At 60.0% G+C, this 24,775-nt stretch carries 19 protein-coding genes and 1 riboswitch; of the genes, 12 read left to right on the top strand and 7 right to left on the bottom strand.

Features of this window, described 5'->3' with window-relative positions; all coding sequences use genetic code 11:
• Positions 1–48: 48 nt before the first annotated feature.
• On the bottom strand, positions 49–345 hold the full coding sequence (locus KJB29_RS15100; RefSeq protein ID WP_004514384.1) for a PxxKW family cysteine-rich protein: 297 nt from the start codon (positions 343–345) through the stop codon (positions 49–51).
• Positions 346–640: 295 nt separating this feature from the next.
• Between KJB29_RS15100 and KJB29_RS15095 the strand changes: the two genes are divergently transcribed.
• The 5 genes from KJB29_RS15095 to KJB29_RS15075 all read left to right on the top strand — a co-directional run bounded on the left by KJB29_RS15095 (position 641) and on the right by KJB29_RS15075 (position 9,877).
• A complete protein-coding gene (locus KJB29_RS15095) occupies positions 641–2,059 on the top strand; it encodes a phosphoglucomutase/phosphomannomutase family protein (RefSeq protein ID WP_215735247.1) in 1,419 nt (472 codons plus the stop codon).
• Positions 2,060–2,335: 276 nt separating this feature from the next.
• A complete protein-coding gene (gene nifU / locus KJB29_RS15090; protein WP_011365755.1) occupies positions 2,336–3,196 on the top strand; it encodes a Fe-S cluster assembly protein NifU in 861 nt (286 codons plus the stop codon).
• Positions 3,193–4,368, top strand: coding sequence for a cysteine desulfurase NifS (gene nifS / locus KJB29_RS15085; RefSeq protein ID WP_215735246.1), 1,176 nt, complete (start codon positions 3,193–3,195; stop codon positions 4,366–4,368). The genes nifU and nifS overlap by 4 nt, the downstream gene beginning before the upstream one ends.
• A gap of 197 nt (positions 4,369–4,565) precedes the next feature.
• On the top strand, positions 4,566–6,404 hold the full coding sequence (locus KJB29_RS15080) for a UbiD family decarboxylase (RefSeq protein WP_215735245.1): 1,839 nt from the start codon (positions 4,566–4,568) through the stop codon (positions 6,402–6,404).
• 44 nt (positions 6,405–6,448) lie between these two features.
• A complete protein-coding gene (locus KJB29_RS15075) occupies positions 6,449–9,877 on the top strand; it encodes a DEAD/DEAH box helicase (RefSeq protein WP_215735244.1) in 3,429 nt (1,142 codons plus the stop codon).
• Between the two features lie 3 nt (positions 9,878–9,880).
• On the opposite strand, the gene KJB29_RS15070 is transcribed toward KJB29_RS15075, so the two are convergent.
• Positions 9,881–12,124 (bottom strand): MlaA family lipoprotein, encoded by a 2,244-nt coding sequence (locus KJB29_RS15070; RefSeq protein WP_215735243.1) that lies wholly within the window; start codon positions 12,122–12,124, stop codon positions 9,881–9,883.
• 313 nt (positions 12,125–12,437) lie between these two features.
• On the opposite strand from KJB29_RS15070, the gene KJB29_RS15065 reads away from it, so the two are divergent.
• The 3 genes from KJB29_RS15065 to KJB29_RS15055 are packed head-to-tail and all read left to right on the top strand — an operon-like array spanning position 12,438 to position 15,088.
• Positions 12,438–13,493 carry an ABC transporter substrate-binding protein gene (locus tag KJB29_RS15065; protein WP_215735242.1) on the top strand — a complete coding sequence of 352 codons (1,056 nt, stop codon included), beginning with the start codon at positions 12,438–12,440 and terminating at the stop codon, positions 13,491–13,493.
• 49 nt (positions 13,494–13,542) lie between these two features.
• Positions 13,543–14,316, top strand: coding sequence for an ABC transporter ATP-binding protein (locus tag KJB29_RS15060; protein WP_246561589.1), 774 nt, complete (start codon positions 13,543–13,545; stop codon positions 14,314–14,316).
• Positions 14,306–15,088 (top strand): ABC transporter permease, encoded by a 783-nt coding sequence (locus KJB29_RS15055; RefSeq protein ID WP_215735240.1) that lies wholly within the window; start codon positions 14,306–14,308, stop codon positions 15,086–15,088. The genes KJB29_RS15060 and KJB29_RS15055 overlap by 11 nt, the downstream gene beginning before the upstream one ends.
• 27 nt (positions 15,089–15,115) lie before the next feature.
• Here the strand turns inward: KJB29_RS15055 and KJB29_RS15050 are convergent, their stop codons facing one another.
• Together KJB29_RS15050 and KJB29_RS15045 are read right to left on the bottom strand one after the other, a co-directional pair.
• Complete coding sequence (locus KJB29_RS15050; RefSeq protein WP_215735239.1) at positions 15,116–16,150, bottom strand: epoxyqueuosine reductase; 1,035 nt, start codon at positions 16,148–16,150, stop codon at positions 15,116–15,118.
• A 303-nt stretch (positions 16,151–16,453) separates the two neighbouring features.
• Entirely contained in the window at positions 16,454–17,119 is a 666-nt protein-coding gene (locus KJB29_RS15045; protein WP_215735238.1) for a hypothetical protein, read from the bottom strand.
• A 558-nt stretch (positions 17,120–17,677) separates the two neighbouring features.
• Here KJB29_RS15045 and KJB29_RS15040 point away from each other — a divergent pair.
• Both KJB29_RS15040 and KJB29_RS15035 read left to right on the top strand, forming a co-directional pair.
• Complete coding sequence (locus tag KJB29_RS15040; protein WP_215735237.1) at positions 17,678–18,520, top strand: formate dehydrogenase accessory protein FdhE; 843 nt, start codon at positions 17,678–17,680, stop codon at positions 18,518–18,520.
• A gap of 116 nt (positions 18,521–18,636) precedes the next feature.
• Positions 18,637–20,451, top strand: coding sequence for a GAF domain-containing protein (locus tag KJB29_RS15035; protein WP_004513175.1), 1,815 nt, complete (start codon positions 18,637–18,639; stop codon positions 20,449–20,451).
• A 9-nt stretch (positions 20,452–20,460) separates the two neighbouring features.
• Here the strand turns inward: KJB29_RS15035 and amrS are convergent, their stop codons facing one another.
• Both amrS and KJB29_RS15025 read right to left on the bottom strand, forming a co-directional pair.
• Positions 20,461–21,471, bottom strand: a complete 1,011-nt coding sequence (gene amrS / locus KJB29_RS15030; RefSeq protein WP_004513176.1) for an AmmeMemoRadiSam system radical SAM enzyme — start codon at positions 21,469–21,471, stop codon at positions 20,461–20,463.
• Positions 21,472–21,488: 17 nt separating this feature from the next.
• Positions 21,489–21,881 carry a TraR/DksA family transcriptional regulator gene (locus KJB29_RS15025; RefSeq protein WP_011365760.1) on the bottom strand — a complete coding sequence of 131 codons (393 nt, stop codon included), beginning with the start codon at positions 21,879–21,881 and terminating at the stop codon, positions 21,489–21,491.
• A 133-nt stretch (positions 21,882–22,014) separates the two neighbouring features.
• Between KJB29_RS15025 and KJB29_RS15020 the strand changes: the two genes are divergently transcribed.
• Positions 22,015–22,641 (top strand): hypothetical protein, encoded by a 627-nt coding sequence (locus KJB29_RS15020; protein WP_011365761.1) that lies wholly within the window; start codon positions 22,015–22,017, stop codon positions 22,639–22,641.
• Here the strand turns inward: KJB29_RS15020 and KJB29_RS15015 are convergent.
• A complete protein-coding gene (locus KJB29_RS15015; protein ID WP_004513179.1) occupies positions 22,638–23,168 on the bottom strand; it encodes a YbhB/YbcL family Raf kinase inhibitor-like protein in 531 nt (176 codons plus the stop codon). The two genes, KJB29_RS15020 and KJB29_RS15015, sit on opposite strands and share 4 nt — an antisense overlap.
• 134 nt (positions 23,169–23,302) lie before the next feature.
• On the opposite strand from KJB29_RS15015, the gene KJB29_RS15010 reads away from it, so the two are divergent.
• Positions 23,303–23,563, top strand: coding sequence for a hypothetical protein (locus KJB29_RS15010; RefSeq protein WP_215735236.1), 261 nt, complete (start codon positions 23,303–23,305; stop codon positions 23,561–23,563).
• 1,010 nt (positions 23,564–24,573) lie between these two features.
• Positions 24,574–24,654: riboswitch (cyclic di-GMP riboswitch) on the top strand.
• Positions 24,655–24,775: the final 121 nt, after the last annotated feature.

The raw sequence follows: 24,775 nt of genomic DNA, 5'->3' as shown, positions 1-24,775 counted from the left end.
GGAGGAACGAGTCCTCCCTTTTCCGGTTCTTGGAGAGCAGTGGAAGGATTACTTCTTTTTGCCGCCACCGCCGGAGGCCTTCTTGGAGGCCTTGAGGGGGTTCACCTTCAGTTCTTCGCTGGCGATTTCGACCTTCACGTGGGTGGCAAAGTTGCAGATGCCCGCGGACCACTTCTTGACGGGTGCCGGGTAGGCGCTGCAGACCTTGCCGATGCTCCCGTCGACAACGCGCTCACATCCTTCGCAGTTTTCAACCACAATCTGGCAGGAACCGCCGGTGAAGATGCAACCCTGCTTTCCCCAGAAGGTACACTCGGTACCGGGAAGAACTGTTTGACACTGCATACTGAATCCTCCTGAATCGTTTTGTTCCCTAGAACTGTCTATTAGCCAATCTAGCAATTTCAAAAGAAAAAAGTCAACTGTAAAATCCCCGGCGCCCAATGCCTCAAAAGGCCCGTCGATCCGATCTTTCCACAATATCTGTGACCGTAAAAGGAGGACCTCGTTTAATGGGAGGTCGGGGGGTACGAATTCAGACTCGGCAGGGTTGACTCGCCACGGGGTATGTATTAGGCTTTCACTGCATGAAAAATCGGGTCTCCGCGCCATGCGGAGCCATTTCCCCAAGGGAGGGACAATGCATCGAATCGCTTTCGGCACGTCGGGTTGGCGCGGCATCCTCTGCGAGGATTTCACCTTCGAGAATGTTAAGGTAGTGACCCAGGCCATTGCCGATCACGTGACGTCTATCGGCGAGAAGGAGAAGGGGATCATCGTCGCCTACGATACCCGTTTCATGGGGGAGCGTTTTGCCAAGGAAACCGCACGGGTCCTGGCCGGCGCCGGCATCAAGACCTATGTCTGCAAGCGCGACACGCCGACGCCGGTGGTCTCCCACGAGATTCTGCGGCGCAAGACCGCCGGAGCCATCAATTTTACTGCCAGCCACAATCCCCCCGAGTACAACGGTATCAAGTTTTCTCCCTCCTGGGCCGGCCCCGCTCTCCCCGAGACCACCACGGACATTGAGCGGCGGGCCAACGAGATGCTGGGCGAGGTTTGCTACCGGGAAGTGGCCTTGGACGAGGCGGCCCGCGCCGGGCTCGTGGAGGAGATCGACCCGCGGGAGACCTATCTTGCAGATATTGAGACGAAGGTCGACTTCGCCGCCATTGCCTCCCTTGGGGCCATCGCCGTGAATGTTCTCTACGGCACCGCCCGGGGTTATCTGGACGAGCCCCTCATGAAGCACGGGGCGAAGATCAAAACCCTCAATATGCATCCCGACCCTTACTTTGGTGGTTTTCCCCCCGAGCCCTCCGAGAAATACATTCAGGACTTCATCGGGTTGGTAAAAAGTGACCCGGCGGTGAAGCTGGGGATTGCCACCGACGGCGACGCTGACCGCTTCGGCATCGTTGATGCTGACGGTTCCTTTATCGAGCCCAACTACATCATTGCGCTGCTCTTCGACTACCTAGTGCGGGTCCGGAAGATGACCGGCGCCGTTGCCCGCAGCGTGGCCACTTCGCACCTGATCGACGCCGTGGCGAAGAAGCACGGCATCGAGGTAATCGAGACGCCGGTGGGCTTCAAGTACGTGGGCGAGCTGATCAGCCAGGACCGCATCATCATCGGCGGCGAGGAGAGCGCCGGTCTTTCCATCAAAGGGCACGTGCCGGAGAAGGACGGCATCCTTGCCTGCTTCCTCGTGGCTGAGATGGTTGCCCGGGAGGGGCTGTCGGTGAAGGCCCTGCTGGAGCGACTCTACGGCGAGGTGGGGAGATTCTTGACGAAACGGGAGAATATTACCCTCTCGCCGGTCCTGGAAGCCGGGTATGCCGACAAGCAGCGGCAGGCCCCGGCGGCGTTTGCCGGCCTGAAGGTGAAAGACATGGTGACCGTGGACGGGAGCAAGTTCATCCTGGAGGACGGCAGCTGGCTCCTGTTCCGCAAATCGGGGACCGAGCCGGTGGTCCGGCTCTACGGCGAGGCGTCCAGCGAGGAAAAACTGGCTGCGGTCATGGCGGCGGGGAAGGCGTTCATCCTGGGGTGAGGCACGGCAGGGAATAACACGGAGAGACGGAGCGCACGGAGAAAGCCAAGGCAGACTTCTAAATTTGTTGTAAGAATAACACCTTGTTGCTTTCTACCGATTTTGAAGTTCTCCGTGTTATTTCTGTTTTATAAAGAGCAATGGCGCTCCGGCAGGATATTCCTTCCGGCACTGCGCCATTCGTTTTTTGACATGCAGAAGAATGGAGTCTTGAATACCTGACAATTTTGCTATAGTATTGCGTAGCGATGAACGTTACTCCAAGGAGGATTTTCCATGTGGGATTATACTGAAAAGGTTCGGGAACATTTCCTGAACCCGCGCAACGTTGGCGATATTCCCGATGCGGACGCAGTGGGGGAGGTGGGAAGCCTTGCCTGCGGCGACGCCCTCAAGCTCTATATCAAACTCGACGACGCCAAGGAGCGGATTGTCGACGCCAAGTTCCAGACCTTTGGCTGCGCCAGCGCCATCGCGTCGTCATCGGCCCTGACCGAGATCATCAAGGGGAAAACCCTCGACGAGGCCCTGGCCACCACTAACCAGGAGATCGCCGATTTCCTCGGCGGGCTTCCCGAGGAGAAGATGCACTGTTCGGTCATGGGGCAGGAGGCCCTCGAGGTGGCCATCGCCAAGTATCGCGGCGGTCCGGTGCCGACCCACCACGACCACGGCCACGAGGAGGTGGAGCCGGGAGAGATCGTCTGCAAGTGCTTCGGCCTCACCGACACCTTCCTGAAGAAGGTCATCGCCGCCAACAAGCTGACCACGGCGGAGCAGGTGACCCACTTCACCAAGGCCGGCGGCGCCTGCGGCGGCTGCATCCCGAAAATCAAGGAGCTGATCAGTGAGGTGCTCGGCGCCCAGCCCACCGAGGAGCGGAAAAAGCCCGAAAAGCTCACCAACCTCCGCAAGATGCAGCTCATCCAGGAGACCCTTGAGAAGGAAATTCGCCCGCTTTTGTGGGCCGACGGCGGCGATCTGGAGTTGGTGGACATCTCGGGGAGCGAGGTTCAGATCGCTTTCCGCAAGGCCTGCGCCGGCTGCGCCTCGTCGGGCAACACCGCCAAGTTCGTGGAGTTGAAACTGCGAGATCTGGTGGCTGACGACATCGTTGTCCAGGAGGTGGAGGGATGAAAGAGATCTACATGGATAACAACGCCACCACCAAGGTGGACGAGGCTGTCTTCGAGGAGATGCGTCCCTATTTCTGCGATCTCTACGGCAACCCCAGCTCCATGCACTTCTTCGGCGGCCAGGTGCAGAAGAAGGTGGACGAGGCAAGAAACCGCGTGGCGGCCCTTCTGGGGGCTTCCCCCGAGGAGATCGTCTTCACCGCCTGCGGCACCGAGAGCGACAACGCGGCCATCCGCTCGGCCATCGAGGTCCATCCGGAGCGGCGCCACATCATCACCACCCGCGTGGAGCACCCGGCGGTTCTGACCCTCTGCCGCAATCTCTCCAAGCGTGGATACCGGGTCACCGAACTGAACGTGGACGGCGAGGGGAGGCTGGACCTGAACGAACTGCGGGCAGCGGTTGACGAGGACACGGCCATCGTGTCGGTCATGTGGGCCAACAACGAGACCGGCGTGGTCTTTCCCATCGAGGAAGTTGGGAAAATCGTCAAGGAGAAGGGGAAGGGTGCCTTCTTCCACACCGACGCCGTGCAGGCAGTGGGAAAGATTCCCATCAACATGGCCGCCTCCACCGTGGACATGCTCTCCATTTCGGGCCACAAGCTCCACGCGCCCAAGGGGATCGGGGTCCTCTACGTCCGCAAGGGGGTTCCGTTCCGGCCGTTCATGGTCGGGGGGCACCAGGAGCACAACCGTCGGGCCGGCACCGAGAACACCGCCGCCATCATCGCCCTCGGCAAGGCGTGCGAGCTGGCCGGCCAGTGGATGGAGGACGAGAACACCCGCGTGAAGGCCATGCGGGACCGGCTCCAGACAACGCTCCTTGAACTGATACCCCGGTCCCGCATCAACGGCGGCCAGGCGGAGCGGCTTCCCAATACCCTCTCCATCGCCTTCGAGTTCGTGGAAGGAGAGGCGATCCTGATGCTCCTGTCGGAGAAGGGGATCTGCGCTTCGTCGGGGAGTGCCTGCACTTCCGGCTCCTTGGAGCCCTCCCACGTGCTTCGCGCCATGGGGGTGCCGTTCACCTGCGCCCACGGCTCCATCCGCTTCTCCCTGTCCCGCTTCAACACCGACGAGGATATCGAGACCATCATCCGGGAACTGCCGCCGGTAGTCCGGAGGCTGCGGGAGATGTCCCCCTTCGGGCGGGAGTTTCTCAACGCCTGACCATAAACAGGAGATTGCCACAGGAGAAGGGAAGGGGACGCCGAGAATGGCGTCCCCTTTTGTTTGCAATCTCGGCGGAATCCCCCCTGTGGCGGCTGCGTATTTCCTTTCGCAAGTCCCCGGTTGACTTGAAGGCGGTGTGGCTTTAAAGTCGTACGGTTGCTCTGACGAGTTGAACAAAGGAGGCCCCCGGAACCATGGGCTATCGTAACCTGCAGGATTGCGTCTTTGACCTGGAAGCACGCGGCGATCTCGTCCGTATTGATGTGGAGACCGACCCGAACATCGAGATCGGTGCCATCCAGCGCCGGGTCTACCAGGCAGGGGGGCCGGCGCTCCTCTTCACCCGGGTCAAGGGGTGCCGCTTTCCCATGCTCGGCAACCTCTTCGGTACCATGGCCCGGACCAAGTTCATCTTCCGGGACACCCTGGACGACATCCGCCGTCTCGTGGAGCTGAAGATCAATCCGACCGCCGTGCTGAAAAATCCCAAGGAATACGCGGGGGCCCCCTTGGCGGCGCTCCGGCTCCTTCCGCGCCAGGTCTCCCGGGGGCCGATTCTCGGCCACCGCACCACCATCGCCGAACTTCCCCAGCTCAAATCGTGGCCCTTGGACGGCGGTCCGTTCGTGACCCTCCCCCAGGTTTACTCCGAGAGCCCCAAGCGCCCCGGCTTCCGCTTCTCGAACCTGGGGATGTACCGGGTGCAGTTGGCCGGCAACGATTATCGCCTGAACGAAGAGGTGGGGGTCCACTACCAGATCCACCGGGGTATCGGCGTCCACCACGCCGAGGCCATCGAACGGGGCGAGCCCCTGCGCGTCAATATCTTCGTGGGAGGAGCGCCGTCCATGACCGTGGCCGCGGTCATGCCCCTTCCTGAGGGACTTCCCGAGCTTTCCTTTGCCGGCCTCCTTGCCGGGCACCGGCTGGCCATGGTCTGCCGACGGGGGGAACTCCCCATGCCCGCTGAGGCCGACTTCGTCATCACCGGCACCATCGACCCGAACAAGACCCTCCCCGAAGGTCCCTTCGGCGACCACCTGGGGTACTACAGCCTGGCCCACCCCTTCCCGGTATTGCGGGTGGAGAACGTCTGGCACCGGGACGACGCCATCTGGCCCTTCACCTCCGTCGGTCGCCCCCCCCAGGAGGACACCACCTTCGGCGCCTTCATCCACGAACTGACCGGCGCCCTCATTCCCGAGGTCCTTCCCGGCGTGAAGGGGGTCCATGCCGTGGACGCCGCCGGGGTCCACCCCCTGCTCCTGGCCGTGGGGAGCGAGCGCTACGTCCCCTACGAGGCCGAGCGGGTGCCGCGGGAACTCCTCACCATCGCCAGCGCCATCCTGGGCAACGGCCAGCTCTCCCTGGCCAAATACCTCTTCATCACCCCCAACGAGGACAACCCGCCGGACATCCACCACATCGACGAGTTCCTCACCTTCATCCTGGAGCGGGTCGACTGGCGGCGCGACCTCCACTTCCACACCCGCACCACCATCGACACCCTCGACTACTCGGGGAGCGGCCTCAACGAAGGGTCCAAAGTCATCGTGGCCGCGGCAGGCCCGAAACGGCGCGACCTTCCCACGGAGGTGCCGGCGGGGCTCCGGCTTCCGGACGGCTTCACCACCCCCCATGTCTGTCTTCCCGGCATCCTGGCCGTCACCGGTCCGGCCTTCCCGGGCTACGGGGACAACGGCGCCCCTGACCTGGAGCGTTTCTGCGCCTCCTTCGCCCCCGATGACCCCATCAACCGCTTCCCCCTGGTGGTGATCGTGGACGACAGCGCCTTTACTTCCCGTACCCTCAACAATTTCCTCTGGGTCACCTTCACCCGCTCCAACCCTGCCGCCGACATCCACGGCATCGGCGCTGCGGTCTGGTGCAAACACTGGGGATGCGGGGGAGCGCTCGTCATCGACGCCCGGGTGAAGCCCCATCACGCGCCGCCGCTTCTGGATGTGCCGGAGATCGAGCGGCGAGTCGATGCCCTTGGTGCTCCTGGCGGGCCTCTGCACGGAATTATTTGAGCGAGATGGCGAGGGACTGAGGAGTGAGGGGAAGAAAAAAACGGATGCCGGCACGACCCGGCGCCGCCAGGGAGCGGATACGTTCGACCGCGGCACCTGCCGTCGGCGAAAAGGTGCTCAATGCCCTGCGGGATCTGCCGGCGGGAATGATCTATACCCTGGGCGCCAAGCCCACCGTGCTGCGGGGGCTCGCCCTTGCCATCGAAAAGCGGGTGAAGGGAATCGACTGGAGTCCCGACGGTGCCACCCTCTTTGCCGAAGTCATGGACGGCAGCCGGCACCACGAGGTGCGACTGGAGGCGAGCGGTGGCTTCCTTACCCCGTCCTGCGACTGTCCGCTCTGGCGCCCGACCGGCCACTGCTCCCACGTTATCGCTGCCCTGGCGGTACTGAAAAAGGGGCTGGTGCATCAGGCCATTACGAGCCTCCGGCTCGACAGCGATTACCTGGCCGAGGTGAGCGGCTGGCTTTCGGGCGTTGAGGCCACGCAACCGGCTCCGCCGGTCGTGCCGCGCCTCGTGGTGGAGCGGGGCACAAACGGCATCCAGGCGCGGATATGGCAGGGGGAGAATCCCGTCTCCATCCACGACCAGGCGCTCCCCCGGACGGTGCGGGATTTCCTCTGGACCCTCCTCAATCCCCGGGAGAGCGGTTTCATCATCGAGCGCTACCTGGAGGCCTTTGGCGACGACGCCCCCATGGCCCTGCGCCAGGATGGCAATGAGATACCCCTTCGCTTTGATCGGGGCCGGGCCCACGGCACCCTGACCCTCCTGGAGCAGGCCCGCGGCATGGTCATTGCCCGCAAGGGGCTGGAGGACGGCCATCCCATTCCGGATACCTGTTTTGCCGCCTACCGTTACTATTTCGACATCCCTGCCGGTGCTGTCCGGGTCATCGACTCCTTCGAGGGGTGGGATCTCTGGAACACCATCAACTACGAGGCCGCCGAATGGAGCCTCGACACCGGCGTTTCCGTCGAGCGCAATTCCCGGACCATCTCCCTTCCTGCAGATGCCTTCAACGCCATCGGGCTGACCGTTGCCGAGAAGGGGCTTCCCACGATCCTCGAACGCATCCGGTTTTCCGGTGCCGGTGGGGTGAGCGAACCCGCACGGATCACCCACGACTACCGCCTGCGGGTGGCCGACATGAACGACACCACCGCCCTGCTGCTGGCCGAGGGGGTCCACGGCGACGCGGTAATTCCCCTTTCCTCCGGCGCTTTCAGCTTTTTCACCAGCCGGGGCCGGTCCACGGCATCGGTTCCCCTGAGGACCAAGAAGCGGAGTAGCGCGGTGATCGCCGGTTGCTTCGCAGCTCTCGACTGCGTCACCAGGACCGAACTGGAGCGGACCATCAGGCACGCCCTTGCGGGCGACGACTTCCTGAAACGCACCGTGAAGAGCGAGGCGAAGCGGATCATCACGGCGTTTGCCGCGGCCTGCGAAACCCGCGAGACGACGCTCCTGGCGGCCGATGGCGCCTGGCTCATGTCCGTGGCCGACCCGAAGGTGGAGGCGCGGCTCCTGGAGATCCCCTACCGGCTCTTCGGTGCCGAAATCTTCGGCTCGTCGGACCTTGCCGGCGCCATGACCGTCAACCGCGACGCGCTCTTTCGTCATTTCCCCGCACTTCACAGCCGCCTTGCGGAGGCTGGTTTCGACCTGGTACTCCAGGACCGCCCGGTGGAGGCTGTGACCCTCGATGTGACCCTCGACGCCACCCGGTCCACCCTGGACTGGTTCGAGCTCCGCCCCGAGATCCGCTGCGGCACTGGCGAGCTTACCGAACAGGAGATCGCCGAGGCCATGGCCAGCGGCGGCGTCTTCCGCCGGGGCGATTCCTTTCTCCTCATCAACGAGGAATCGTCCCGCATCCTGGCCATGCTTTACCCCCAGGCCGGGGTGAAGAAGCGGATGAAGGCCGAGGTGGTCCGCATCCCGCGGCTCCAGATCCTCGACTGGCTCGTCCTGCGGCACCATGGGGTCTCGGTCCGCCTCTCCCCCGAGGATGAGAGGATCTTCGCCAGCCTCGCCACCTTCGAAGAGATACCGTCATCCCCCCTCCCCGAAAGGCTCCAGGCGACCCTGCGTCACTACCAGGTGGACGCCTTTCATTGGCTTGCCTTTCTCTACACCCACCGCTTCGGCGCCTGCCTCGCCGACGACATGGGGCTCGGCAAGACCATCCAGGCCATCAGCCTTCTGGCGGCGCTCCACGAGGGGACGCTCCCCCCGCGGGTGACGGAGCCGCGTCCTCACCTCATCGTCGTTCCCCCGAGCCTCCTCTTTAACTGGGAGAACGAGTTGGCCCGCTTCTATCCCGCATTCACCGTCCTTACCTACCGGGGCACCGGCCGCAGCGCCGATTTCACCGGAGTCGACATCGTCCTCACCAGCTACGGCATCATTCCCCGTGATATCGGGATCCTGGCGGAGATTCCTTTCCACTGCATCGTCTTCGACGAGGCCCAGGCCGTGAAAAACATCCAGGCCGACACCACCGGCGCCTGCCGCCGACTGCGGGGCGCGTTCACCCTCTGCCTCACCGGCACCCCGGTTGAAAACCACCTCGGTGAGTATTACTCGGTCATGGACCTGGCCGTGCCGGGACTTCTGGGCTCCTACGAAGAATTCCGGCGCCAGGCCGGCAGCGCCGCGGCTCCCTTCCTCGAAACCCTCATCCGGCGCACACGCCCCTTTGTCCTGCGCCGCTCCAAGCAGATGATCGCCGCCGAGCTTCCCCCCAAAATCGAAACCGACATCTACCTGGAGCTGACTCCCCGGCAGAAGGCCCTCTATACCCGCACCGTCGAAGAGGTACGCGAGACCGTGCTCGAAGCGTGGCGCGGCAAGTCACCCGGCCAGGCGCGTATCATTGCCCTCACCGCCATCCTGCGGCTGCGCCAGCTCTGTCTCTCCCCCCGGCTTCTCATTTCCGACTCCAGGGAACCGTCCCCCAAGGTGGAGTTCCTCGTGGAGCAGCTGGAAGAACTCTTCGCCGAGGGGCATAGTGTTCTCGTCTTCTCCCAGTTCACCTCTTTTCTCGACATCGTCGAAGGAGAACTGTCCCGCAGGGGGGTTCACTACTATCGCCTCGACGGCTCCACTCCGGTCCCCGAACGGAAAAGACTCGTCACCGCCTTCCAGAAGGGCGATGAGCCGTCCGTCTTCCTCCTCTCCCTGAAGGCCGGTGGCAAGGGGCTCAACCTTACCCGCGCCACCTATGTCTTCCATCTCGATCCCTGGTGGAACCCCGCAGTGGAAAACCAGGCCTCCGACCGGGCCCACCGTATCGGCCAGACACGCCAGGTCACCATCACCCGCCTTGTCATGCGCCACACCATCGAAGAGAAGATGATGGAACTGAAAAAGCGCAAGCTCAAGCTCTACCATGCCCTTTTGGAGGAGAACTCCGCAGGGGACGGGGGAGGCATCAGCCGGGAGGATTTCGAGTTCCTGCTGGGGTAAAAATTATTGCTCTATGTCCAGCTCCCGTTTCTTCTTGTAGAGCAGGCGCACCAGGTCGTACTCGAAGGGGGAGCCGGTCTGGTAGTACCGGAACGGGATGTTGTGCCGCGTATCAATGGCGTTCCCGCCCGTGTAGGCTGATCCCGCGCCGATATTCTGGTCCATGTCCGTTGGCTGGTAGAGGTAGAAATAGCTCGCCGCGGAATCCCCCACGCGGCCGGTCGTGTCCCGCAGGCTGGAAGGGCCGAAGATCGGCAGCACGATATACGGCCCCTGCTTCAATCCCCACCACCCCAGCGTCTGGCCGAAATCTTCCTCGTGCTTCGGAAAGCCCAGATCGGTGGCGGGGTCCCACATCCCGCCGATGCCGAGCGTCGAGTTGATGAGGAACCGGGTAAAGACCGTGGCGGAGGTCTTGGGCCGCAACTGGAAAATCGAATTGGTCAGGTTGCGGACCTCCGAGATGTTGGCGAAGATGCCGGAGATCCGGTCCTGGAGAAAGACCGGGGTGATGAATTCGTAGGCCCGGGTTACCGGCAGGAACAGGTATTCGTCAAACATGGCGTTAAAGCGGTAGAGCGCCCGGTTTACCGGTTCGATGGGATCATGCACGTCGATGACGTATGACAGCCCCGGCTTGGCCTCTGAGCGGCGCGGGGCGATGATCTGCCGCGTCCCTGTGGCGGAGGGCTTCGGATTTCGCGCCCCTGCCTGTCCGTTCAAAATTCCTGTGGAAATGACGGCCGGACGGGGTGCGGTAAATGCCTCATTGCGCGATCCGCCGGAATCCCTCAGTGGAGGAACGGCTTCCTGGGACGGAAGCGCGGTCTGCGTCTGCTCCGCCGGCTCGGCACCGGACTTCATCTCTCTCCCCGCGCCGGCGGCTTCGTCACCATCCGGAACTGTCTTGCCCGTATTTCCGCCAGTTGTCTCCCCCTTGAAGATTTCCAGCATGTGCGCCACGTTCACCCGGTGGTCGATGTTGCCGCAGTGGCCGCCCCGGGGGTAGATCCTGGCGCGGGAGCCGAACACATCCTTCAGATAGTCGATGTCTCCCGGCGCCAGGAGCATATCGTCGACGTTATGGACCAGATAGACCGACGGGGAATTGCGCAGGAATTGCTCGATGCTCCTGAGGCTGAGTTGTTCGATCAGCTGCCGCTCGGTCATCCCCGGAATCTGTTCCAGGTAGTAGGGGGCGAGGAGATCCCGGAAATAGTCCAGGAACTTGACCAGATCCGCCACCTTGAAATAGTCGGTCAGGGAGTCGGTTGTGGAGAGTTCGAGGTTTTTCGGCTTGATGTAGCCGGCATTGGTGAAGACATCGGAAGTGAAGGCCATGTTTGCCACGGCCAGCCGGAATGAAAGGCCGATCAGGGCTGCCAGGTTTTCGTCATTGGGCTTTCTGCCCCTGAAGAGGAAATCGCCCGTAAATTCGACCCGTTCGTTCGACTGGTAGATGGCCGTAAAGGCCCTGAAGGCATTGTCGAAGAATTCCTGGAATTTCTCCTCCCCTCCCGGGATCTTCTTGATCATCTCGTCGAGGACCCCTGCCGCATGGTAGAGGCTCACCGGCGGATTGATGAGGAGCACCTTGTTGAACCTGAACTGGCTGAGCCGATTGTCCAGTTCGGCCAGAAACGCGGCGTGATCGGCACCGAGGCTGTATCCGGCCAGATCAAAGCCGGTGATCGTCACATCTTCACGGACATCACGGGTAATCAGCTCCATGGCCCGGTAGAGGTCCCGGGCGTCTTCCATCAGGAAACCGGGAATACCGCTCCCCGATGCAGCGGGAATGAAGTTCGGGTGGGTTGCGGAGGGGAGGCAGACCACATGGAATCCCGCCTTGAAAAATACCCGCTGCAGGAACTGGATTTTCGGGTCGTTGTGCCCGGCCCCCATGCCGGCAATGAGGAAGATGAGCGGTGCCGGCCGGCGCTGGGTGGCAATGGAATAGCGCAGCTTCCTGTCGTACCAGAGGATATCGGGAACCGGCCGGTCCTCGAACACGGTCACCTCCGGCTCTCTGAAGGGGATTTTCCGCGGCACTTCGGCCTGCAGTTCCTTTGGCGTGCCGATCACGGTGGCGGCGTACGGATCGGCAAACGGGTATTCGTAAGCTTCTTCCGCCGCGCCGACCGGCGAAACCAGCGTGTGGCAGCAGATGGCCAGCGCCAGCAGCGCGCCGATGATCCGGGGAATCGGGCTTCCTTTCCCGCGGATGCGTAACTCCTCGAAGATCATCTCAGCCTCCTTGCGTGACGTATGCCCCCTTGCAGTCCACCCCTGCGCGCTCTGGCCTTTGGCGCGCGAAGAGCCGCCTGCGTGAATGCCGGGCAGTCGAACCATTCTCAGCTTCAAGGGTACACCCCATGGGGAGCAAGACAAGGGCTGCGGAGCAGTTTCCTTGTGCGAAAACCCGTCCTTGAACATGGCAGGCTTTTTTGTGCCTTTCCGGTGGGCGATATGAGGTAATCGCCCGAAATTACTTTATACTGTCTCTGACGTCGGTACCTTTCCGCGGCAATCGCCGCAATACGATTCACGGGGGCGCCAGGTGGCCGGAGCTATTGGTTGGGAAAAAGCGATAAAATCGGGCCGGGTGTGGGGAGCTTTTCTTCTCTGCCTGCTCCTTGTGCCCTGGTCCCAGGCCCACGCAGGGGCCAAGCGGCTCCGGTTGGGGTATTTTCCGAACATTACCCATGGGCAGGCCCTCTACGCGCGAGCAACCGGCGAACTGGAGAAAATGGTGGGCGTCCCCATCGAGTGGATCCCCTTCAATGCCGGGCCGTCGGTCATCGAGGCCCTGTTCGCCGATGCGCTTGATGCCGCGTTCATTGGCCCCAGTCCGACGATCAACGGGTACATAAAGTCCAAGGGGGAGAAATTCGTCATTGTGGCGGGCGCTTCCAGTGGCGGAGCAGGGCTGGTGGTGCGAAAGGATTCGGGAATCGGGGGGGAAAAGGATTTTCACGGCAAGGTCATCGCCACGCCGCAACTGGGCAACACGCAGGACCTCGCTGCCCGGGCCTGGTTCGCGGCCAAGGGGTACAGGCTCAATGAAACAGGAGGGACGGTTTCATTGGTTCCCCTTTCCAACCCTGATCAACTGACCATGTTCAAGAAAAAGCAGATTGACGGGGCCTGGACCATCGAGCCGTGGCTCTCCCGTCTGGAACTTGAGGGTGGGGGGCGTCTGTTTCTCGATGAAAAAAGCCTCTGGCCCGAGGGGCGCTACGTGACCACCCATCTGGTCGTGCATAGAAAATTTCTGGCCGAGAACGAGGATCTGGTGAAAAAGCTGCTGACGGCCCATGTGGAACTCACCCAACGGATGAATGCCGACAAGGCGGCAACCGCCAGGCTCCTCAACGGGCAACTGAAGAAAGACACAGGCAAGGAGTTGGAAGGCGAGGTCATCAGCCGGGCCCTCAGTCGTGTGGAATTTACCTGGGATCCCATCGCCCCGTCCCTGGTGAAATTGGCTGAAATTGCACATAGGATAAAATTTCTCAGGCCAAGTCCCCGACTTGACGGAATCTATGCGCTCAAACCCTTGAATGCGGTGTTACGGCAGAAGAACCTGCCCGAGGTGAGTGATGGAGTTCGGTAACCGAACGAAAATGCAAGCGCCACAGCCGCAAAGTGTTTCGGCAGAACCATTGCGGGCGAAGCTGCTGCAACTTACGAATGTTTCGAAGACCTTCCAGAGTGTCACGCAGGCCGTGGAGGCGCTGGCACCCTCCAACCTGGAAATCGAGGAAGGGGAGTTCGTGGTATTCTTCGGCCCCTCCGGCTGCGGGAAGTCCACTCTCCTCGATATTATTGCCGGTTTCGAAACGCCCACCACCGGAGAAGTCCTCTTTGAAGGCAGCCCCGTCACCATGCCGGGGAGTGATCGCCTGATGATGTTCCAGGAACACACGTTGTTCCCGTGGCTCAACGTCGTCAGGAACGTCATGTACGGCCTGAAGCACAAACGGGAATTCCGGTTTCGCCTCAGGAAACAGCGCGAGACCGCACGCTCGTGGCTCAAGATGATCGGGCTGGAGGAATTCGAGACATCCCTGGTCCATGAGCTCTCTGGGGGCATGAAGCAGCGGGTGGCGCTGGCCCGGGCCCTGGCCCCCGATCCGAAGGTGCTGCTTGTCGACGAACCGTTTCCCGCCCTCGACGCCCTGGTCCGGACAAAGCTGTACGCCGATCTGCAGGACATCCTGGTCCGTACCGGCAAGACCATCATCTCCGTCACGCACGATCCGCGGGAGGCCGCGTGCCTGGCGGACCGCGTGCTGGTTTTCACGCCGCGGCCCGGCAGGGTCCAGAGGGAAATCCGCGTGGACCTGCCGCGGCCGAGGGATATCAACGATCAGGAAGTGGGTGAATACGCCAGCCGGATCATGGAAGAACTGGAGAATCCTCCCGATGAAAAGTGAGCAGACCAAAAGGGCAACCATTGCCGTGGTGCTCTTCTACGTGCTGATTTTCGCCCTCTGGCAACTGCTGTTCACAGCCGGCATGATCCCGGAATACCTGTTCCCTTCTCCCGTCCAGGTGGCAAAGCGGTTGTGGGAACTGGGGGCGGACGGCTATCTGCTTCCCAGTGTCGAGGCCACTCTCGTGCGGATGGGCAAGGGGTTCACCCTTGCGGCGGCAATCGGGCTGAGCATCGGCCTTTTCATGGGGGTCAGTCCCATAACCAATCTCTGTTTCAAGTCGCTCTTCCTCGGCCTTCAGACCCTGCCGACAGCGGCGTGGGTTCCGATTTCCCTCCTCATCTACGGACTGAGCGAGCGGGGGATCTATTTCGTAATTATCATGAGCTCTGTTCCCGCCATAGCCATTGCCACGTCGAGCGGCATTCTCCAGATTCCCCCCCTCTACCTCCGGGCGGCGAAAACCCTGGGCACCCCCTGGTACGCAATGCCCGCGCGGGTGATCCTTCCCGCGGCGCTTCCTGCCATCGTTACGGGCCTCAAGATGGGGTGGACCCTGGGGTGGCACGGCGGCGTCTCCGCTGAACTGATCAAATCCACCATCGGCCTTGGTTTCCTGCTCTACATGGGACGCGAACTGAACGACGCGGCCCAGGTCATGGGGATCATGGTGGTGACGATTCTGTTCGGCCTCCTGCTCGACCGGTTTTTCTTCGGGATCATCGAGCAACGGATCCGAATCCGCTGGGGGCTTGAGAAGAGGGCGGGGTAGGTTTTGGGAGGACCAGTTACTCAGGCGTCAGATGCCGAGCTGGCGGCACGCCCACTCCGCCGTCCGCCGTACGTTCTCGTTACCGTCATCGCACAGCTTCCGAATGGTGGAGTGGTGTCCGGGATCCTTGCCATTTACCATGGCCCGTATGACGTTGCATTTCCACATCCACAGCTTCTCCTTGCCGATGATCCAGAACATGGGCGACAGGATGTCTGAAACGGCATGTTCGTCCATCTCCGCGATCTTCTCGAGGGAAAAGTGCCGTGAGAGTTCCTCCAGCCGCGGGTACTCCTCCTTTTCCTCCCATCTTCCCTTGTTAATGGGGCATGCATTCTGGCACTCGTCGCAGCCGTACAGCCAGGTGCCCATGCTTTCCCGCAGAGGCTCGGGGGCTTCGCCGGACGGGCTGTAGGTGAGCCGGGCGATGCACGTACCCACGTCTGTCAGAAACGGCGCCTTCAGCGCGCCGGTGGGACAGGCGTCAATGCATTTGGAACAGCCGGGCGGACAGGACGGAAGCGTATTCTGGCTCTCCCGGTATTCCAGTTCCCTGTCGATGAGCCACGTTTCCAGCCACACCCACGAGCCGTGCTCGGTGTAGAGGAAGTTGTTGCTCCGGATCACCCCCAAATTCGTCTGTGCTGCGCAAAGCCGCGCCGGAGCGATCCCGAAGACGTCTTTTGCGAACCTTATTCCTTCCGCCGCGAGAAATGCCTCGAACCTGGCCATGCCCGCATATTCCTGGGAATAAGCGGGCTGCCTGTATCCTCCGTACAGGTAGAGCTTGCCGATGTGCCTATCCGCCTGGTTCGGAATCCGGTACTTCCCGTACCGCATGGCGCAAACGATGACCGACTTTCCCCACTCGTGAGCTGCCTGCGGTGTCCCGAGCTTGGAAAGGAAGTCGTAAAAAGGCTTCGATCGGGGAAACGCAGCCGCACGCTCTTCGAGCCGCGAGACATAGTCCGCTAAGGCATCTATTTTCACGATCCCGCAGTGGTCGAAACCGGCCTCCATCGCCTTTTCTCTGATGTTCAGCGCAAGATTGTCCGTACTCATGTGTAATCTCCGGAAATGAGAATGGTCTACTGCCCGGTCCCCAATTCTTTCAGTACGACGTCCGCTGCCCCGCCCGGGCAGCTTTTTCGCGTGTGGTTTATTAAAGTCCAGAAATTTGATTCAGGACTTCGGGAAGCGAGCGAAGAGTTTCAAGAAGAAAACACCTCTGGTGTTCCTGCAATTCGAGCCGCTTTTCATCCGAAACTGTCTCATGAGCCCATTCAAGATGATAGGGGATATGGGCAGCGTATGCGCCGACTTCGAGCGCAGGCAAGATGTCGGAAGGGACTGAATTACCAACCATCATAAATTTAGAATTTGTTCTAATTGAATTTGATTGTGATCAATATTGTCTATCTGTTCGAATGCCATGCTTTTTACCCAATCGGGGATCCCAACAGCATTTGATAAGTGGTTCTTAGTTTCTGTCGCCAGTTGCTCTTGAGTTGACAAAGGTTGAAGTAGCCTCTTTGATTTAAGGTGTGTTTCAATGAGAGGGCCAACTACCTTTTCACATTTTGAGATCATTTCAAGAAAGTAAAAGCCAAAAGCAGAATACGATTTCTTGCCGTTTCTGTTGATGATGGATTGTGGCGCTATCATGAGCGGCATATCGTCTTTAATATGTGCAGAGCTGCAAATATCAAAGCCCCTGTGGATCACGGCATTTCTTAGCTCTCTCAGATAAGAATAGTTGTTTTCTCCATCAGGAAAACCGGGAAACGATAAAGATTTTTCTATCTCATCCTTGAAGTCCTGCGAAAATGGATATTCCTTTTCCAAAAGCATTTCGGTGGCGGAAAGTAAGTTTGCAAGATATAGAGAATAATAGATGCGGATGTCATTCTGTTGATCGACTGATAGTGGGCATCTTATAGTTATTGCACTTCTCAGGGCCAAATTTTTTGCCTGAAAGTACCACTTTAATCCAGAGATTATTTCTCTCGCCGAAGCCGTATCTATTGTCATCTGATTTTTCCTCGCCGCTTAACTTCTTATTGACCGGTTCACGCGCGCGTGCGCGTGAACCGGTGATCTACCCAAATGGAACATTTATCCGGTTGCCTCCCCGTTCTTCCCACAACGTCCGGATCGGCACGGCAAACAGGCGGTCGCCAAAGGATACGGTTGTTTCACCGTCGTGCAGCACCCCGACGCTGAAACGCTCGCCCGCAGCGTCCCTCAGCTTTCGCGGACAACCGCTCATCCTCCCAAATGGAACATTCCTGCCAGCCCAGGGGGATCCCCATATCTTCGGGCGATTCTGGCTGATCGCATGGAGATGGAGGGTTGGATTAAAACCAGCCAACTGATTTGTATCATAGGCGCGGATCAACGGCAATCAGGTATAACCCCTAAAAACTGCTGCACTGATGCAGCCCATTTGGCGCGTTCCGATAGTTGAACTGGCACCGTGGACCGGCCCAGTGACGGTTTTGTCCTCCGGAAGGTTGCGGTAAACGGCAAAGAAAGGTAATAGTGGAGGGCAGACGCTGTGATTCTCTCCTGAAAGGAAAACCATCCGCCATGCCACGAGCCGCCGAAAAGAAGGCCTTTGTCGATACGCAGTGCCGCGAGAACCCCGAGTACACCGAGGTGCTCGCCATCTTCAGCGAGCTGTATGCTGCCATTGACGGGAAGGAGGGGGAGACGGGCCTGACGGTCACTCTGCCGGAGAGCCCGGCGGCTGACCGCTTGCGTGACGGGATCCCTCTCATCTCCTTCGATGCCATTGCCGTCGACCGCGAGGAGGCGCTGGCGTTCATCGGCACGGTGATCGACGTGATGCAGCGGATGGGGAACGATGGCGGCGAGAGTCTGGAGCGTCTCCGGACGGCACTTGCGGAGGGAGAGGCCGACCTGCTGGCGCTTCTGCGGGGTGTCTTGGCCCACGAGCGGAGGGTGATTCTCGAAACGGCCCTGGCGGTCCGCATTGATCCGGGGCTCGTGGAATTTGCCTTCCACACTCCCCTGAGGGTTGCCCTTGAGCAGGTGGCCGAAGGGGTCGACCCTGGACTCTATGCCGGCTGGAACAAGCACTTCTGCCCGGTCTGCGGATCCCCCGCCGCCATGGCTGAACTGGTGGGGGATGAAGGGGAGCGCCACCTTTCCTGCTCCACCTGTTTCAGCCGCTGGACCTACAACCAGCCAAACTGCCCCTTCTGCGGCAACGACGACCCGGAACAACTCACTCATTTCACCACGGGCGAAGGCCCTCACCGGGTCGATATCTGCCTTGCCTGCTCCCAGTACCTGAAGACCCGCCTTTCCCCCACGGGGAGCGCCGGCGTGCCGCCGGAACTGGATGACCTCGCCACCGTGCTCCTGGATCTGCTGGCGGCCCAGGAAGGGTACCGGCGGGGGAGGTGATCCTGTTGCCGACCCCTTGCAATTGCCTTGATTGACATGGCCTGGATGCGCGGTATACGAGAAAGGGGAACTATGCGCCGTCCGCCAACCGGTAGAAACGGCGCAGGGGAGTGTTGATGGAAGATGCGTCGCGGCAGGGTGAAGAGCACAACCAGCAGGAGCGGGAGATAAAACGCCTCAACCGTCTCTACGCGGCCCTCAGTCAGGTTAACCATGCCATTGTCCGTATCAGGACACGGGAGGAGCTGTTCCGGGAAGTGACCCGTGTCCTGGTTGAGGCCGGCAAGTTCTCCATGGTCTGGATCGGCCAGCACAATCCCGCTACCCACGAGATCAAGGTGGCAGCCCAGGAGGGGGACGAAACCGGTTACCTGAACGGTATCCGCATCTATGCCGACGATCGCCCCGAGGGACGTGGCCCTTGCGGGACAGCCATTCGCGAGGGGCACACGTATGTCTGCAATGATTTCCTGAACGATCCGCGCACGTTGCCGTGGCGAGAGTCAGCGGCCCGAGCGGGATGGCATTCCGTCGCGGGGTTTCCCATCCGCTTGGGTGAGGACGTCTGCTGCGCCCTGATGGTGTATGACCATGAGGTGAATTTCTTCGGCGAACATGAGGTGGCGCTGCTCGAAGAGGTAGCGCAGACCATATCCTTCGGACTCCTCAGCCTTGAGCGCGAAACCCTGCGAAACCAGTCGGAAGCGGCCCTCCGCAGGTCAGAGGAAAAATTCAGGAACATCTTCGAGAGTGCGCCCGTTGGCATCTTCCAGTCCACCATTGGTGGCAGGTTTCTGGGAGTCAACGCAACCCTTGCCGGGATGTTTTGCTACGATACTCCTGAGGAAATAGTCGGCGCCGTGACCGATATTACGTCGCAGCTTTTTGTCGATCCAATGCAACGCACCGAGCTTATCCGGTCGGTCCTGGAATCGGCTACGTTTGCCCGGAGTGAGGTCTTGTACCGACGCAAGGATGGAACGGTATTTATCGCCACCCTCTCCATGAGAGCAGTGCGTAACGACAACGGTGACGTCGCTTTCCTTGAGGGGTTTGTGGAGGACATAACCGAACGGAAGCATGCGGAAGAGGAGATACTCAAACTCAACACTGACCTTGAGCAGCGGGTCAGAAACAGGACCGCCGAGCTTGAGGCGGCGAATTCCGCCTTGAAAAAGGAGATAGAGCACCGGAAGAAGGCGCAGGGAGAGATAACGCGGTTGAACCTGGATCTGTTGCGGCAGAAGGTGGCGCTGGAAACGGTCAACCGGGAGCTGGAGAGCTTTAGCTATTCGGTCTCCCACGACCTGCGCGCGCCGCTGCGCCATCTCGATGGGTTCAGCAGGATACTCGAGGAGGAGTGCGCCTCGAAACTGGACGAGTCGGGGATGGATTGTCTCCAGCGGATTCGGGCCGCCGCCATGAAGATGGACACCCTGGTCAACGCCCTCTTGCAACTGTCGCGAATGACACGCACGGAAATAGACCTGCACCCCGTCGATGTTTCGGCCATGGCCAGAGAAATCGTGGGGGAGCTTGCCAAATCCGGCCCGGACCGGAACGTGACGGTTGACATCGAAGATGGTGTCGTGGTCATGGCCGATCCCCGTCTCCTGCGGATAGTCATGGATAATCTTCTCGGTAATGCGTGGAAATACACGTCGAAGAATAATGACGCCTGCATAGAGCTCGGGACCATGGAGGTGACGGGGAAACGTGCCTGCTTTGTGCGGGACAACGGGGCCGGCTTTGATATGGCCTATGCGGGGAAGCTGTTCGGGGCATTCCAGCGGCTGCACAGCGAGGCGGAATTCGAGGGGATCGGGATCGGGTTGGCCACGGTCCAGCGTATCATCCACCGCCACGGCGGGAAGGTCTGGGCTGAAGGCCAAGTGGGGAAAGGGGCAACGTTTTATTTCATGCTGGAATGAAAAGCCGGATCACATGCCGATGCCGACAATGGTTGTGCCGCAGTCGGGGCACCTCCCGTCCCGGATCTGGTTATTCTCGATCAGGTAGCCGTAGCGCTCAATGAGCAGGGCAGAGCAGGATGGACACCAGGTATTCTCTCCCCCCTCGCCGGGGACATTCCCTTCATAAACGTAGTTGAGTCCCGCCGCCTTGCCGATGTCGCGGGCCCGCCGCAGCGTCTCCACCGGCGTCCGGGGACGGTCGGTCAGCTTGTAGGTGGGGTAGAACTGGGTCACGTGCCATGGGGTGTCGGCCCCCAGGTTGTCGACGATGAAGGAGGCGATACCCTTCAGCTCGCCGTCGGAGTCGTTGAGACCCGGGATGACGAGGGTGGTGAGCTCGATCCAGATCCCCTGCTTCCGGTACTCGATAATGGAGTCGAGAACCTCTGACAGGCGGCCATGGACGTAATCGCGGTAGAAGTCCTCCGTGAACCCCTTCAGGTCGATGTTGGCCGCGTCCAGATAGGGGGCGATGGCCGTCAGCGCCTCCCGGGTGATGTAGCCGTTGGTAACGAACACATTCAGAAGTCCCGCCTGGCGGGCGAGCCGGGCGGTGTCATAGGCGAACTCGAAGAAGATGGTGGGCTCGGTGTAGGTATAGGCGATGGAGCGGGATCCCGTTGCCAGGGCCTTTTCCACCACGGATTCCGGTGTCTGTTGAATCCCGGCAACGGGGCCTTTGGGAGCCACCTGGGAGATGGAATAGTTCTGACAGTGGTGGCAGCGGAAGTTACACCCCATCGTGGCGATGGAAAATGACTTGCTTCCCGGCAGTACGTGGAAGAGGGGCTTTTTCTCGATGGGGTCAACGTTCTCGGCAACCAGCTTGCCGTAGACCAGCGAATAGAGGGTACCCCCCCGGTTCTCACGAACCGCGCAGATGCCCCGGGAGCCGTCGGCGATCATGCACCGGTGGCGGCAGAGGCCACAGTGGGCCCTGTTGCCGCTCTCCCGCTTGTAGAACATGGCTTCTTTCATGGCATACCCTCCGACTCTCAGAGCGTTACGCCCGGCCCGTACGAGGGGCCTTCCCGGCGAGTCTGGCAACTGATGCAACAGGGGGCGTAGGGGGCCACCCGGAGCCGGCCTTCGTCGATTTCTGCACCGCACTCATCGCAGAAGCCGTAACGTCCCTCCTTCAGCCGGCCCAGGGCCTCGTCCATCCGGGTCAGTTCCTGCCGGCGAATATCAGCCACGGCCATACCGGTGTCCTCAAGCGTATCGATGAGCCCCCGATCACCCACATCCTGGGGAAGGTCGTTCTGGCTCTGCAGCTCTCCTCCCACCTGGCCGAACAACTCCCGCCGCACCTCGCCCCACAGCCGCCTCTTCTCGGCCAGCAGCAGTTCCATAAGCCGTTCCTGACGCTCTCTGGACATCCGTGTCATGTTCTCCTCCGAATCTCCCGTGACGGAGCCCGTTCGGGTATACTTAAAGATGAGGATGAATTATCAAAAGAGAGTATACCACGTATCCGGCATCGCGCTTCACGGCGGGGCCGGAGGGGGCGCCGGGGCAATCGTGCGAAAGGAAGACAGGATACGGCGCAGCATCGCCCAGGAGGCGGCGCGGCTCATGTACGAGGAAGGGGTGCGGGAATACCGTGACGCCAAGCGGAAGGCGGCCCGGCGCTTCGGTCCCGAGAAGGCCCTGTCATTGGGCTCCCACCTTCCGTCTAATGCCGAGATCCATGGGGAGCTGCAGCGCCTCATCGGCCTCCACGAAGAAGATGTGCTGCCGGAACGGCTGCTCCGCCTGAGGTGCGCGGCCCTCCGGCTCATGGAAATGCTGGCGCCGTTCGAGCCCCGTCTCGTGGGGTCGGTCCTCACCGGCGCGGTGACAGCGCATAGCGACATCGACCTCCACCTCTTCGCCGCTTCCAATGAGGAGGTAGAGGAATTTCTCCGTGGCAAGGGGATACCGTACGAACTGGAGATCGTTACCATCCGTCACGGCGGGGAGTTCTTCGACTATCCCCATATCTACCTTGATGACGATGGCGTGGTTGTCGAATGCACCGTCTATCCCCTCGCGGACATCCGTCGTATCCCCAAGAGCAGTATAACCGGCAAGCCCATGGAGCGGGCCGGCGCGAAGAAGCTGAGAAAGCTCGTCGCCGAGGGTGAGGAGTTCGATGGGAAGGGTTAGTGCCTGCGATAGGTCCCCATCAGCTCTCCCCGCGCCAGGATGTGCCCCGTCATGGCTCGTTCCAGCGCGGTTTTGGTGGTGGCCGGCGCCAGGGTGAGTTTCGAGTCGAGGGCGTAGAGCTTGAAGAAGTAGCGGTGGGTCCCCGACGGGGGGCAGGGGCCGCCGTAGCGGTTTTTCTTCCAGTCATTGAGCCCCTGGATGGCGTCGGCGGGGACACTGTTCTCCCTGATCTCCCTCGTTTCAGGGGGGATGTTCCACATCACCCAGTGGACCCACATTCCCACCGGCGCGTCCGGGTCGTCGACGATGAGAGCAAGGGATTTGGTGCCGGCCGGGATGTTGCCGAACGCCAGGGACGGGTTGATGTCCTGCCCGTCGCAGGTGAAACGGGCCGGGATCGCTCCCTTGTGGGTGAATGCCGGACTCGAAATCTGCAGTTCACTCATGGTGCGTGCCTCCTTTCCGATCGCTGCCGGCGGTGCCATGAACAAGCCTGCCAGCAGCCACGGCATGATACGCTTACCCATTGCCGATCCTCCTGAACGCCTTCATCCCCGTTCGAAATACCGCTGCCGGCCGGCAGCCCTGCCAACTCCAGTGCGTTGCTGGGCGGGAGGCGTTGATGTTGTTGTTGAAGTAGAGTATAGCGCAGGGGAGGATAGTGGCAAAATTCTATGAAGGCGGGTGCAAAGGCATTACAGAATTGGTGGGTTTTCGTATAAGCACACCGATAACCTCATTCAATGCAGAGACAGCTGAGGGCGTAACGAAATCAGGCAGGATATATAAATTGGTGGGAAACCCTGGTTTCGATGCGGATGCTGACTGGGTTTGGTCAAATGTCGCACGTGCGCAAGGCTTTACGACGAAGGATGTTACTGAGGAATATGTTGCGCTCCTGCAACAGGCTTGCGATATTTAGCGAAGGAGTGGCCTGAACCAAAGGAGAGAAATGTGATCAATCCACCAAATCCCAATGATCGCTTCGGAGTTCCAGACAGTGCCATACGGGCGGCAAACAAAGTGCACCGTGGGATAATCCGATTAGGAGCATACGTACCTACCCGCCAAGAAGTGGCAACCATGCAAGCAAAGGGTCTCAGCACCATTTATCCTGGATTGGTTGTGGGAGAGTCCGTCACAGATCATACCGAGGAATCAACAAATCAGAGATGTCCTTGCCATAATTACTTCACGGCCGGACGCAGCTGAGCTGTCAAATTTAATCTCTGAATGTCGGCGATTCCTTGAGAACGAATGATTACGATTTTGTGCTATGCCGCTAATGGAAGATGTAACCCGAATCCGTAAATCCGCAATAGACAAGACTATTTGCAATGTTTTGAGCCGAATGACCTTCTCTGGGGGCCACCAGCAAATGGGAAGAGACTTCAATATCAGTTGTCCAGCATCAACTAACAGAGACCTCGCATGAATTGGCCGCGATACGAGATTTACCGAAGGAAGAGCAGGATCCTTTCAGACAGTGGTTCCGACATCATACGCAGCCCCTGCTGACAGAAGTGCCAATGAGTCAGCAGGATGCATACTACCCATGGGATTATGTCAGGTGGAAATCTCTAGAAGTAAATCAAAAGTAGCAACTTCATAATCACCCGCATCATGTCCCAAAAACATCATAAAAATGCGGCCGCTAAAGCCGCATTTTTACTCACCTCGTTTTCCTCCACAAGCCCGTCTCAAAAAGAAATGATTTAGAGACGGGGTGAGATTGGACTGGATCTGCAGCCATATCTGCAGCTCGATCCTAAATGTTGTTATAGGGATTGCGGGTAGTTATGGGCGTACAGGCGGAACAGAAAACGGATGTTTTATGGTTCTGTGTCTTTCAAATAGTAGCTCATTAAGCTAATAAAATTTTTATGGTATAGACAACTTTCATGATTGGGGGTAAACGTAAAAAACATAAGCGCTCGAATTGGGCAAAACCTGGGTAACTGGGTGACGCAAAGCTACCTGTCCAGCACCATCCTGGATCGAGGGGTTGTCGAAGGAGCAAGAAGATTCTTGAAGCCTACCTTTGCGTAGGCTTTTTTTTGAGTCTTTCGTTTTTTAGTTGAAGCGCCTTTGGTTGAGGAGTCCGCAGTGCTGGTGGACTTTCAGAAGGAAGTAG

The sequence above is a fragment of the Geobacter grbiciae genome, assembly GCF_018531165.1.
Taxonomy (GTDB): Bacteria; Desulfobacterota; Desulfuromonadia; order Geobacterales; family Geobacteraceae; genus Geobacter; species Geobacter metallireducens.
This window is presented reverse-complemented; position numbering and strand designations above follow the sequence as displayed.